This is a genomic window from Ignavibacteriota bacterium, from assembly GCA_016707525.1.
GTDB lineage: Bacteria > Bacteroidota > Ignavibacteria > UBA10030 > UBA6906 > JAGDMK01.
In genome coordinates this window covers 164362-177554 of the sequence record JADJHP010000001.1, presented here as the reverse complement: position 1 = coordinate 177554, position 13193 = coordinate 164362, and the positions used below count along the sequence as shown (strand labels likewise).

Below are 13193 nucleotides of genomic sequence, written 5' to 3'. Positions count from 1 at the left end.
CTTTAGGAGACAGCAGAGAGGTCAATTGCAACAGTTGCGGACTGACGCCGGGGCAGCAGCACGGTGAACGTGCTGCCGGCACCGGGTGCCGTATCCACCTCAATGGACCCGTGATGGCGGCCGATGATGCCGTACGCGATCGCGAGTCCGAGGCCGACGCCGCGTCCGTCGGCCTTCGTGGTAAAGAACGGTTCAAAGATCCTGCCCCGGACCTCATCGGACATGCCGATACCGGTATCCGCCACGCGGATCCGCATCATGTCGCCGTCAGGATCGGGCCGCGCATCCACATTGATGAGGGCGGCGGCAGGCCGCGGCGACGCAAGCGCGATCGCTTCGATGCCATTGATCATCAGCACCATGAGGACCTGCTGGATCTGTCCGGGATCGTACACCAGGGCATCGTCGGGAGAGGATGCGACCGAGATCTCGACGTTGTGCATCTCCGCATAGTGCTGGACGAGCATGCGGCAGCGCTCGAGGATGGTGCCGAGGGCCACGGGCTCCAGGGTTGCACGCTGGGGCCGGGCGAAGACGAGCATGTTCTTGACGATCGAACCACACCGCTGGGCCTCGTCTGCCACCAGCTGCAGATCGCCGATCAATCCCTCTGCCTGCTCCCTCGGCAGGGCGAGCCGTTGGAGGCGCTTGATGGAGAGCTTGGCGAACGTGAGGATGCCTTCGAGCGGATTGTTGATCTCATGCGCCACGCTCGCAGCCAGATTCCCGAGGGATGCCATCTTCTCCACGCTGAGCATGCTGCGGTGGATCCGCTCGAGGTCGGCCGTCTTCTCGCGGACCTTCGCCTCAAGGGTCCCTGACCACTCGGTGATCTCCTGCCGTGCACGCGCGAGCTCTTCGGTCATGGCATTGAATGCCCCTGCCAACTGTCCGAGTTCGTCGGCGCTGTGGACGGGGAGCCGCTTGTCGAGGTTTCCGGCGGTCACGGTCTCCATGCCGTCGATGAGGATGCGCACCGGCCGGCGTACGAACCACCACAGGAAAGCGCCGGACACGGAGGCGATCACAAGCACTGCGGCCACCGAGAGCGCGATGAACTGATTGCGGCTCTCCGCCAGGCTCGCATCCATGGTCTCCATCGACATCCGCACGTCCAGGATCCCGAGCACGCTGGTCGCTGCGTCATGCGCGTGACACGCGGCGGTCCAACACGACGCCTCATTCATGATCGGGGTGACGAGGGTCAGAATGCGTTCGCCGTCGGGCCGGGTCACGATCTCGTATTCTTCCCGCTGATCGTAGGGGCCGGGCCGCACCGCACCGCCGTCGTGACAGGTTCTGCAGGCCTTGTCCTCTATGGTCACATGCGAGCGCAACTCGGCGGTATCGGCGGCAAAGACCACACGCCCATCCTTGTTCATGATCCGCAAGCCATGGATGCCGGGCTCGTCCCCGATCGCCCGGAGGATCTCCTGCATCTCTCCCTTGTCATTCTTCAGCATGCTGTGTTTCGTCGAGCGCACCATCAGGTCGCTGATCCGCACCGCGCTCATCTGCACGTTGTCGCGCAGATGCGAGCTGTGGATCGAGATCGTGGCCAGGGCAAGAGCCACCATGACGACCATCTGGATCCCTCCTATAAGAATGAAGAGTCGGAAGGCCAGGGTCCGGGTAATATGACGGGCGCCGAGGATCATGGGCCGGATTGGGGTTATCAGCAGAATTTCACAAATCATGCCACGAGAATCCGCTAAATCAGCCCCGAACAGCCATCGGGATTCCCACAAGTGGGAATCGAAACTGTGGTTTTCCCTAATTTAGGAAAAAATCGAGGAATTGAGGCTTCTCTGGTGCCCTTTATGCGACAAAATTCAACACCAGAGAGTGGCGCAATTATTGAGACACAGGCAGAGATGAGATACAAATCCCCCCAAGGAAACCCCATGAAAGCACAAGATCGCCGATCGTTCCTGAAAACTGCAGCCGTTGTCGGCACAGCGGCCGTGGGTATGGGAACTTCAACGGCTGCCGCCGCGCCGAAGAACATACTCTCCCCTGACCGCATGGGCGTGTTGGTTGACACGACCGTCTGCGTGGGATGCAGGAATTGTGAACATGCCTGCAAGACCGCGCACGGGCTCCCGACGGAGCCGCTGAGCTCCTATGGCGACCGGTCGGTGCTCGGGCAGATGCGCCGCCCGGATGACACGGCTCTCTGTGTGGTGAATGAATATGACAACCCGAAGAACCCCGACCTGCCGTACGATGTGAAGGTGCAGTGCATGCACTGTGACCACCCCGCCTGCCTCTCCGCATGCATCGTAGGCGCATTCTCGAAGAACGAGAATGGTTCGGTGGTATGGGACACGGACAAGTGCATCGGCTGCAGGTATTGCATGGCCGCATGCCCGTTCCAGATCCCGGCATTCGAATATCACAAGGCCCTCGATCCGGAGATCCGCAAGTGCGACTTCTGCATCGAGCGGACCACGAAGGGCGAGCTGCCTGCATGCGTGAGCATCTGTCCTGTGGAAGCTCTGACCTACGGCCCCCGCGACGAGGTCATCCGCATCGCGAAACAGCGCATCAAGACGTACGGTGACCGCTATGTGGACCACATCTACGGCGAACACGAAGTTGGTGGGACATCCTGGATGTATCTGGCGGGCCGCGACTTCAAGGACCTGGGGTTCCCGAAACTCAGCCCCAGCACGGCCCCGGGTGTTTCGGAGGCGATCCAGCACGGGATCTTCGCATACTTCATGCCTCCGGTCGCGCTCTATGCTATCCTCGGCGCGATCATGTGGATGACAAAAACCCGGAAAGAAGAAGGCCTCTAGGAGATCGTTCCCATGCATGCTCATTTGAAACCTACGCCCATGAAGGGGAAGTTCTTCACTCCGGGCGTCATCATTCTCACGATCATCGCACTGAACGGCCTGGTGTTCCTGGCCGGCCGGTTCTTCTTCGGCATCGGGGCGGTGACCAACCTGAACAATCAGTACCCCTGGGGCCTGTGGATCGCCGTGGATGTCGCCGCGGGCGTTGCGCTCGCCGCCGGCGGCTTCACCACAGCGGCACTCGGCCACGTGATGCACCGCGAGGAATACCACGTGATCCTCCGCCCCGCCCTGCTGACCGCCATGCTCGGCTACACGTTCGTCGCCACCGCGGTCTTCATCGATATCGGCCGCTGGTACTTCATCTGGCACCCCCTGATCATGTGGAACGGCTCCTCCGCATTGTTCGAGGTCGGTATCTGCGTCATGATCTATATGTCCGTCCTGTACATCGAGTTCCTGCCGATGGTCACCGAGCGGTTCATCGGCCGTGTGGCGCTCCCCGGATTTCTGAGCATGCTCAATGCACCGCTGGACCGGCTGCTCCGGCTTCTGGACCGCACGCTCGAGCGTTCGATGTTCGTCTTCATCATCGCCGGCGTTGTGCTCTCCACACTCCACCAGTCCTCGCTCGGCACCCTGATGGTCATCGCCGGATCGAAGATGCATCCGCTCTGGCAGACCCCGGTGCTGCCGCTGCTGTTCCTCCTGTCGGCCATTTCCGTCGGGTTCCCGATGGTGATCTTCGAATCCATGATCGCTTCGCGGTCATTCAAACAGAAGGTCGAGATCGATGTGCTCTCGCGCCTCGGCGGACTCGTGGCACCGATCCTCGGCGTCTATCTGGCCTTCAAGCTGGGCGATATGTTCATCCGCGAGACGTTCGTGTATCTCCAGGCGTTCAGCGTCGAGAGCGTGATGTGGACGCTGGAGGTCGTGCTGGGCATCGTGATCCCCCTGCGCATGTTCCTTTCGCGTGCTGTCCTCAAGTCGCCCATCCTGCTGTTCATCGCTTCCGCCCTGGTGATCCTCGGCGTGGCGCTGAACCGCATCAACAATTTTGTCGTGGCCTACACGCCTCCCTACCAGTTCGGCTCGTACTTCCCGTCGATCGGTGAGATCTCCGTGACGGTGGGCTTCATCGCTCTGCTGGTCCTGATCTACCGCATCTACGTCATGATCTTCCCGGTGATCAGCGTCCCGGAAGGGCCTGTGACACCCCAGACCAAGTATGCGATCAGAGGCAAGAAATGAGAACACGTGTCCTGTCGTTGGTGACCATCATCGCGTTCCTGTGCACCGCGCCCGCGTCCGGGCAGGGCTCAAAATGGGACAAACACGCGCCGCCCAGGAAGGCGGACATCTCCTGCCAGACGTGTCACGGCGGCTCGGCCCCCACAAAAACGAATCCGGCCCTGCTCCCCTGCCCGCGTTCCCGCATCCTTCCGGGGTTCCATCCGGACCAGTCGGGACCCGAGGTGCTCGTGATGAGCAAGGTCTCCAAAGAATACGGTCCGGTCGTCTTCTCCCACAAGCTCCACGCCGAGATGTCCACGATGTCCGGCGGCTGCTATGGATGCCATCATTACAACAGCACCTCGATGACGATCCTCTCGTGCCGGGAGTGCCATCCGGCCAACCGGGCACGGACAGACATCAGCATGCCGGACCTGAAGGGAGCGTATCACCGTCAGTGCATGGACTGCCACCGTCAGTGGAGCAAGGCCACGGATTGTCAGAGCTGCCACCTGAAGCGCGACGCACGACAAAGCACGGAAGAGTCGCTGCAGGCCGCGCGGCTCAAAGGGAAATCGCATCCCGAGCTCCCGCTCCCCAAGCGTGTGGTGTATGAGACCCGCAGCCAGCGCGGGTCGTTCGTGACCTTCTTCCATAACGACCATGCCGAACGCTTCAGCCTGGAATGTTCGGACTGCCACAAGAGCGAGAGCTGCGTCCGCTGCCATGATCGAACGAAGGGCGGTGCGCAGGCTGACACCTCACGCAAAGTGAAGACGCAGCGCACCATGGAAGCGATGCATGCGCCGTGCTTCTCGTGCCACGGACAGGACAAGTGCGAAGAGTGCCACGTGGACCAGCCGAAAGAAGCGTTCGATCACGCAAAGAGCGCCGGCTGGGCCCTCAACCGGTTCCACCGCGCCCTCTCCTGCCAGAAGTGCCACGGCCAGTCCAAGCGCTTCACCAAGGTCGATACGAAATGCGCATCGTGCCACAAGGGCTGGTTGCCGGGCTCGTTCAAGCATGAGATCACCACTCTGAAACTCGACGGGACGCACCGGGAGCTCGACTGCGAATCCTGCCATCTCGAGGGGAACTTCGCAAACCCGCCGTCGTGCGCGGGATGCCACGACGACAAAGCGTACCCCGCACAGAAACCGGGCACCACGGTGAAAGCCGCGGTGAAGTGACATGGCATTCCTTCAGGACATAGGCCTGAAACTGATCCTGGTGGCGGGACTCACCGCCATCCTCATCATCGGCGTGTTCGCCTACTTCAACATCCAGTCCCTCGACGCGAGCCTGCAGGCGGAAGTGGAGCGGCATGCGAACCAGCTGAGCGAAACGGTCAAGTACAGCACGAGACAGGATATGCTCGTGAACCAGCGCGACCGGATCCATCAGGTCATCAATGAGGTCGGCCGCCAGCCATCGATCAGCAAGGTCCGTGTCCTGAACAAGACCGGCGAGATCATCTACTCGTCGCAGGAGGATGAGATCGGTACCACCGTGAACAAGAAGGCCGAGAGCTGTTACGCCTGCCATCAGGCGGACCAGCCGCTCGAACGCCTTCCCATCTCGGACCGGACGCGGGTCTTCCAGATGCACCCCGATTCCTCCCGTATGCTCGGGATCATCAACCCGATCTTCAACGAGAAAGCGTGCTGGTCAGCGGATTGCCATGTGCATCCCGAACAGCAGACCGTGCTCGGGGTCCTGGACGTCACGCTGCCGCTGGCCGAAGTGGACCGAACGATCCAGAAGAGCCGCATGGAGATGCTGATCTTCGCCGTGATCGCCTTCCTGGCGATCAGCGTGATCATCGGATACTTCGTGGAACGCTGGGTCGACACCCCCGTCAAGTCGCTCCTGAAAGCCACGCAACAGGTGGCCGACGGCAACCTCGGATACCGGATCGACATCCGGAGGAACGACGAGATCGGCAAGCTCGCGCTCTCCTTCAACAAGATGACCGACAAGCTCTCCGGAAGCGCGGATGCAGTTGTTCCAGTCGGACAAGCTGGCCTCTCTCGGCAGGCTCGCCGCAGGGGTCGCCCACGAGATCAACAACCCGCTCACGGGCGTCCTGACCTACAGCAGCTTCCTCCTGAAGCGCACGCAGAACCAGCCGGAGATCCAGGAAGACCTGAAGGTGATCGTGCGCGAGACACTCCGTTCGCGCGACATCGTGAAGAGCCTGCTGGATTTCGCCTGTCAGTCGATCCCGAAGAAGAACGAAGCGGACCTGAACGAGATCATCGACCGCGCGATCTCGGTGGTCCATAACCAGATCACGCTCGGGCACGTGACCCTGGTGAAGAACCTGGACCCCGTCATGCCGAGGCTGACGCTGGACGCGAACCAGATCCAGCAGGTCTTCATCAACCTGATCGTCAACGGCATCGATGCCATGAGCGGCACCGGCGGCACCATCACCATCGGCACCTCGGTGCAGAAACTCTCCCCCGTCGGCATGGCACAGCTCAAAAAGGCCACCTGCCCGAAGCGCCACAGCCTCATCGACGGTTCGGTGAAGATCGAAGGGCTCCCCGCCGCCAGGGTGAAGATCCGGGCAACGGGAGAAGAGGGATTCCTGTACATCGACCCGTTGTACGGGCGTCACCGCGACCAGACCAGCTGGCCCATCGCGGCCGGACAGCTCCGGCAGGTGCAATGCCCGGAGTGTGCGGCGAGTCTCATCGAGCCGGACGTGACCTGTCCGCTCTGCGGCGGACCGGCATATTGGATGGAGGTCCCTGCTCTCGGAAAATGGGAAGCCTGTACGCGTCAGGGGTGTGACTGGCAGCGGTGGGACGCCATGGACACGGGAGGGCTCCGCGATTACGCCGAGATCACCGTCGGTGATACCGGGTGCGGCATCCCGGCAGACGCGCTCCCACGGATCTTCGAGCCGTTCTTCTCGACGAAGGGACAAAAGGGACCGGACTCGGACTGTCGGTCATCTGGGGGATCATCGACAATCATAACGGCACGATCAAGGTCGAGAGTGAGCTGAACAAGGGGACCACGTTCCGCATCCGTCTCCCCTTCGAGCAGCCCCGCTGAGAGCATGGCGCACACGGCCGACATACTGGTGGTCGATGATGAACGCGTGATCCTGGATGCGGTCTCCAAGATCTGCTCGCTGGAAGGGTATCGCGTGGCGCAGGCCCCGGAGGCCTCCGTCGCGGCGCATATGCTGGAGTCGGGAACCTACGGACTGATGCTCTGCGACATCATGATGCCGCAGATGGACGGCTTCCAGTTGCTGGAGATCGCGCGCAAACGCGCGCCCGGGATGCCGGTGATCATGGCAACGGGATACTCCACGGTGGAGAATGCCGTACGCTCGTTGCGCGAAGGTGCGATCGACTTCGTGCCGAAACCGTTCACGAGCGATGAACTGCTCTCGGCGGTCGGCCGTGCGGTACGATATCGCACGATCGCGGAAGCACTCCATGCCGTCGGACAGGGACCCGCGGACCCGGCATTGCTGATCGTCCCCTGCCCGCCCAAGTACCAGCGCCTCGGCTATGCGAGCTGGGTGGTGCTCGAGGACGGCGGCACGGCGCTCATCGGGCTGACACATCTGTTCCTCCGCATCCTGGAGCGCATCGATGCACTCGACCTCCAACCGGTGAATGCGGAGATCGCACAGGGAACAACGTGCGCGCAGGTGCGAACACCGGACGGATTGTCGCATTCCGTGCTCGCGCCGGTCAGCGGTAGGATCGTCGAAGTGAATCCGGCAGCGACCCCGGATGCGATCGAGAAAGACCCGTATTTTGCCGGATGGCTGTACCGGTGTATTCCATCAGATGTTGATTACGAAATGCCCCAGCTGACGCCGTTCAGCGCCGGCACCCTGTTCTGATCATTCAAGGAGACCCCTCCATGTTCCCGTTCGTCATAGCAGTCATCCTGTTCGTCATCGCGGACGTCCTGATCCGGCTCTTCTCCCGCCGCCTGCAGGAAAAGAAGCTCCAGAAGGAGCGCGAATCGGCGCTTGCGGAAAGTCTGAACCTGGACTTCACCCGGGAAGCCGCCTCCCTCCGTCGCGCCGAGGTCGACCATGCCAAGGCCCGCATCCTCTGCGTCGATGATGAGCAGGTGATCCTGGACAGTTTCCGCAAGATCCTGGTGCTGGACGGGTACTCCGTGGACACGGTACAGACCGGCCAGGAGGCACTCGGCCTCCTGCAGACGCACCATTACGATTTTGTGTTCACCGATCTGAAGATGCCCACCATGAGCGGTGTCGACGTCACGAAATCCGTGAAACACCTCCGCCCCGATATCGATGTCGTGATCATCACCGGCTACGCAACGGTCGAGACCGCCGTGGAGTGCATGAAGGTCGGCGCTCTGGACTACGTGCAGAAGCCCTTCACGGAAGATGAACTCCTCGCCTTCGTGAAGAAGGCGCTCATCAAACGTCAGGACCGGATCCAGAAACAACTCAAGCCGAAGGTGCACATTACGCACATGTCGTCGGTCGGGCACACCGGTGCTGATGAATTCGCGATCCCGGGCGGCGTGTTCATCGCCAACGGGCATACCTGGGCAGCCATGTTCGAGGACGGCACGGTGCGGATCGGGCTCGACGATTTCGCGCGGAAACTCCTCGGCACGGTCGATGGCATCGAATTCCCGAACCTCGGCATGACCGTCGCGGTCGGCCAGCCCCTGTTCACCGTGACGCAGGGCACGCGCCGCGTGTCGTTCCTCTCGCCCGTGAGCGGCAAGGTCCTGGAGAACAATACCGGCCTGGGCAAACACCTCGAGGCGCTGGAAACGACCTCGTACGGTGAGAACTGGATCTGTGTGATCGATGCGGACAAACTGGACGCGGAGATCAAAGACCTGAAGATCGGCAACGGAGCGGTGGCCTTCTATCAGGAAGAGCTCGACCGCTTCAAGGAGATGACCAAGTCCATGTCGCGCCGGACACCTGACGGCTCGACCGCGCCAGCGGGCGAAGAGATGTACACGGGTGAGATGCAGGACCTTGACGACCGGGATCACGAGGCACTCGTCGGCGCATTCTTTCGCCGATGAGATCCGGGCCGGCGGCCCTCTGTAAAGTCCAACGAATCGTACAACTGCATCCGAGGTAGTCTATGTCAGAATACGTGAGCGCTTTGATCTCTCAGGTCAAGGCCAAGAACCCCAGCGAACCGGAATTCCATCAGGCCGTCGAAGAAGTGGCCCAATCCCTGGAACTCGTGCTCCAGCGTCATCCGGAGTACCGGAGTGCGAGGATCCTGGAGAGAATGGTGGAGCCGGAGCGCGTCGTCATGTTCCGCGTTCCGTGGATGGACGACCAGGGAGAGATCCATATCAATCGTGGTTTCCGCATCCAGATGAACAGCGCCATCGGACCATACAAAGGAGGCCTTCGCTTCCATCCGTCCGTGACCCTCGGCATTCTGAAATTCCTTGCATTCGAACAGGTGTTCAAGAACAGTCTTACCTCCCTTCCCATGGGCGGCGGCAAAGGCGGGTCCGATTTCGATCCCAAAGGCAAGAGCGACAATGAAGTGATGCGCTTCTGCCAGAGCTTCATGACCGAGCTCTTCCGCCACATCGGCCCGGACACGGATGTGCCGGCCGGCGATATCGGCGTCGGTACCCGCGAGATCGGGTTCCTCTTCGGTCAGTACAAACGCCTCACCCGGGAATTCTCCGGCGTGCTCACCGGCAAAGGCCTCAACTGGGGCGGCTCGCTGGTCCGTCCGGAAGCGACAGGCTATGGCGTGGTGTATTTCACGGAGGAGATGCTGAAAACGAAGGGCACGTCGTTCCAGGGCAAGACCGTTGCGGTCTCCGGATTCGGCAACGTGGCGTGGGGTGCGGTGGACAAGGTGACCCAGCTCGGCGGCAAAGTGGTGACGATCTCCGGCCCCGATGGCTTCGTGCACGACAAAGACGGTATCCAGGGCGAGAAGATCCAGTACATGCTCGAGATGCGCGCCAGCTCACGCGACCGCGTGCAGGACTACGCCGAGAAGTTCGGCGTGCCGTTCTATGCAGGCAAACGTCCGTGGAGCGTGAAGGTCGATGTGGCACTCCCCTGCGCCACGCAGAACGAGTTGCATAAGGACGACGCTGAAGAGCTGCTCAAGAACGGCTGCATGTGCGTCTGCGAAGGCGCCAACATGCCGACGACACTCGATGGCGTGAAGGTGTTCCTCGATGCCAAGGTCCTCTATTCCCCGGGCAAGGCCTCGAACGCCGGCGGTGTCGCCACCTCCGGACTCGAGATGAGCCAGAACAGCATGCGTCTCCCCTGGCCGAAGGAAGAAGTGGACCACCGGCTCCATCAGATCATGAAGAGCATCCACAAGACCTGCCTGGAAACTGCCGAGAAGTACGGCACGCCGGGCAACTACGTGAACGGTGCGAACATCGCCGGCTTCCTGAAGGTCGCCGACGCCATGTTGGATCAGGGGTTGGTATAAGCTCAAGTAAGAATTAAGAACTAAGAATTCTTAGTTCTTAATTGAATGAGCTATCAACGAGTTGAACGAAGAGCGGGTCTCGCAATCGGGACCCGTTCTCCTATTCACGCCTATCGCCGCCGGCGCCCCGGACCCGCGCACCGTCCCGACCCGACGGTACCCAACCCCCGGAACCTCTCACCCCGCCCGCCCCGCCGGCGGCCGGGGCCCCCCCCCCCCCAAAGAATGCATCTTCCTGCACGGCCACGACCATCGCCGAATCGATGTCGCGCACCCGACGGAACAGGCCCTTCGTATTCGGCGGGAACATCTCCCAGTCCTCGGCTTCGGTGATGTACGCAGGGTCGATCGTACGGATCACCGGACAGCTCTCATGCATCAGATTGACGGCAAGGGTCTGCGCGCGTGCGAGTTCGGGTGGACACAGGACCTGCGCGGCGCCGCGGATCGCTTCGACGAGATTCTTGAATCCGTCGTACCGCCACTTGTCGTGCAACCGGTTGTCGAACGTCTCCGCGGACCCATCGGCGTAGCGCACGATCGAGAACCCTTCATCGGTCTGCCAGTATGCCGTCCCCCGTTCGCCCGTGAAGACCATCCGTGGCCCGTGCGGGCTTCCGTTGGCATGGGTCAGGATCACATGCATGCGTACACCTTCATCGGTGACGAACCGCAACTGCACGGTATCGGTGCTTTCAAGAGGATTCGCCCGGTACAGATGCGCCGTGAGCGCCTTCGTCGATGCAGCCCCTCCATGTGCGACCCTGCGTACAGGATATTGAGGAGGTAGTGGGCATTCGCATTGTTCGCCGGACTGTCCAGGATCCAGTCCTGCCCGATACGCAGTTTTCCCGTCCATTCATTGCGCGTGAAGTACTGTTTGCTGCGTGGCCAGCCAGAGAACAGCGTCGCACGGGTGAGGCTCCCGAGCCTGCCACCCTGGATCCGTGCCTTGAGTTGCCGGAGCGAGTTGCTGTAGATATGCTGAAATCCTATCACACAGTGACGGCCGGTCCGGTCGCGGGCAGCGATCAACTGGTCCACTTCCTGTACCGTCCCCGCTACCGGTTTCTCGCAATACACGTGCAGCCCCGCCTCCATCGCCGCGATGCTCACCGGCACATGCTCGTGGATGCCGATCGGAACCGTGAGCACGTCCGCGGTCCGGATGCCGGAGGACATGAACTGTTCCACCGACTCATACAACACAACGCCCTCCTGCTGGAGGGAGGCGACCATGTCCGGCCGCGCCGCACGGTCGACCGGAAGAGCAACGACACCGGTCAGCCTGCCGAGTCCCTGCCGTGCGAGCCAGCGGACCGCTTCAATGTGCACAAGGCCGTAGCCACCGAGGCCGATAACGACGAAACGTACTGGTTCCATGGAAGTTCAGAAAGTGTGAGTGGTCAAGGGAATGCCGGCGGATCGCCGCCCCCGAATGGAGACCCGGGGAACGGGAAGCACAGCGGAAGAAGAGAGAAAAAATCCGTATCTTGCTGGAGTACTGACAGTCACTGCGCGTGGACCTATGAATGACATCCCGTTGAACCCGCTTGTCGCGATCCAGGGAATGCTTGCCCCCGCCCTGGGCATCTCCGCGGTCGGGCTGTTGCTGCTCGGCTTGAATAACCGCTACTCGATCCTGGTGAACCGCATCCGGCTGCTGAACGAAGAGCGCCGGAAATATCTGCGCCATCTGCAACAGCACGATCATCTCGAGTATGCGGACAACATCCGTTTCATGAGTATCAGCAACCAGAGCGGCGAGCTGTTGATCCGCAGCCGGCTCGTCCGCAACGCGATCCTCTCGATGCAGAGCGCGATCGCCCTGTTCGTGCTCACGTCGGTGATGATCGGGGTCAACCTGCTGGTGTCGGCGGACATGATGAAGGTCGTTCCACTCGCGATCTTCGTCTGCGGCATGCTGAGCGTGCTGGTCGGCATCCTGTTCGCCGGACGGGAGGTCCACCGCTCGTACCGCATCGTCCTGCTGGAGGTGAAGGCGGACGACTGAGCGTCATCCGCCGTACACCTCTTCGTAATCCTGAATGGCCGCCTGCACCACCTGGAATGCATGGTCGGCACCGTACACACTCTCGATCGCGACGTGCACCGTCGGATCGCCGGGGATCAGCTTGTACGTTGCGAAGTAGTGCCGCAACCGTTCGATCAGGATCTCGGGGAGGTCCTTGATGTCGCGCACTTCACTCCAGAACGAATCGTTGTCCAGGATCGCAATGATCTTGTCGTCGGCCTCTCCCCTGTCCACCATGAGGATCCCACCCACCACACGCGCGTTCATGATGACCTCGGAACGGCTGATCGGCCTCTCGCTGAGCACACAGATGTCCAGCGGATCACCATCGCCATGCCGGCCACTGCCCGAGATCGCACCGACACGGCTCGCACAATAGGTCCGCGGTATGAAGCCGTACAATGATGGGGGGAGCGACGAACTCCGCTGCGGGCGGTCCACGCGCAGGTAGCCGGTCGCCTTATCCACCTCGTACTTGATAAGGTCGAACGGGGTGATCTCGATGAATGCATGGACAAGGGACGGTGGCTTCGGGCCAACCTCCAGGCCGTGCCACGGATGCGGGCGCCAGCGGTAGAATGGGCGCGGAAATGTCATGCGACTGGGTCTCCGGTCATGAATGAGTCAAGGTAAGCATTGACGGCGACACAAACAAGAGTG

At 61.3% G+C, this 13193-nt stretch carries 11 protein-coding genes and 1 pseudogene; 8 read left to right on the top strand and 4 right to left on the bottom strand.

Going from position 1 to position 13193, the window contains the following annotated elements; all coding sequences use genetic code 11:
- Positions 1 to 2: 2 nt before the first annotated feature.
- The gene (locus IPI01_00665) at positions 3 to 1586 is read right to left on the bottom strand and encodes a HAMP domain-containing protein (protein ID MBK7256344.1); all 1584 of its coding nucleotides are present in this window, start codon (positions 1584 to 1586) and stop codon (positions 3 to 5) included.
- A gap of 318 nt (positions 1587 to 1904) precedes the next feature.
- Between IPI01_00665 and IPI01_00660 the strand changes: the two genes are divergently transcribed.
- From IPI01_00660 to gdhA, 7 genes and pseudogenes are all read left to right on the top strand, one after another.
- Positions 1905 to 2801, top strand: a complete 897-nt coding sequence (locus IPI01_00660) for a 4Fe-4S dicluster domain-containing protein (protein MBK7256343.1) — start codon at positions 1905 to 1907, stop codon at positions 2799 to 2801.
- A gap of 12 nt (positions 2802 to 2813) precedes the next feature.
- Positions 2814 to 4055: a Ni/Fe-hydrogenase cytochrome b subunit gene (hybB, locus tag IPI01_00655; protein ID MBK7256342.1), complete on the top strand. Its 1242-nt coding sequence runs from the start codon at positions 2814 to 2816 to the stop codon at positions 4053 to 4055.
- On the top strand, positions 4052 to 5227 hold the full coding sequence (locus IPI01_00650) for a cytochrome c3 family protein (GenBank protein ID MBK7256341.1): 1176 nt from the start codon (positions 4052 to 4054) through the stop codon (positions 5225 to 5227). Before hybB ends, IPI01_00650 begins: the two co-directional genes overlap by 4 nt.
- Positions 5228 to 6033: 806 nt before the next feature.
- Positions 6034 to 7103, top strand: a pseudogene (locus tag IPI01_00645) (hypothetical protein).
- Positions 7104 to 7107: 4 nt separating this feature from the next.
- The gene (locus tag IPI01_00640; protein ID MBK7256340.1) at positions 7108 to 7911 is read left to right on the top strand and encodes a response regulator; all 804 of its coding nucleotides are present in this window, start codon (positions 7108 to 7110) and stop codon (positions 7909 to 7911) included.
- Between the two features lie 20 nt (positions 7912 to 7931).
- Positions 7932 to 9095, top strand: coding sequence for a response regulator (locus IPI01_00635; protein MBK7256339.1), 1164 nt, complete (start codon positions 7932 to 7934; stop codon positions 9093 to 9095).
- A 62-nt stretch (positions 9096 to 9157) separates the two neighbouring features.
- Positions 9158 to 10498, top strand: coding sequence for an NADP-specific glutamate dehydrogenase (gene gdhA, locus IPI01_00630; GenBank protein MBK7256338.1), 1341 nt, complete (start codon positions 9158 to 9160; stop codon positions 10496 to 10498).
- 100 nt (positions 10499 to 10598) lie between these two features.
- Here gdhA and IPI01_00625 read toward each other — a convergent pair whose 3' ends face one another.
- Positions 10599 to 11144, bottom strand: a complete 546-nt coding sequence (locus IPI01_00625; GenBank protein MBK7256337.1) for a hypothetical protein — start codon at positions 11142 to 11144, stop codon at positions 10599 to 10601.
- Positions 11135 to 11881, bottom strand: coding sequence for a Gfo/Idh/MocA family oxidoreductase (locus IPI01_00620; GenBank protein MBK7256336.1), 747 nt, complete (start codon positions 11879 to 11881; stop codon positions 11135 to 11137). The genes IPI01_00625 and IPI01_00620 overlap by 10 nt, the downstream gene beginning before the upstream one ends.
- A gap of 187 nt (positions 11882 to 12068) precedes the next feature.
- On the opposite strand from IPI01_00620, the gene IPI01_00615 reads away from it, so the two are divergent.
- Positions 12069 to 12512, top strand: a complete 444-nt coding sequence (locus tag IPI01_00615; GenBank protein ID MBK7256335.1) for a DUF2721 domain-containing protein — start codon at positions 12069 to 12071, stop codon at positions 12510 to 12512.
- A 3-nt stretch (positions 12513 to 12515) separates the two neighbouring features.
- Here the strand turns inward: IPI01_00615 and IPI01_00610 are convergent, their stop codons facing one another.
- Entirely contained in the window at positions 12516 to 13130 is a 615-nt protein-coding gene (locus tag IPI01_00610; GenBank protein ID MBK7256334.1) for an inorganic pyrophosphatase, read from the bottom strand.
- Between the last annotated feature and the right edge of the window lie 63 nt (positions 13131 to 13193).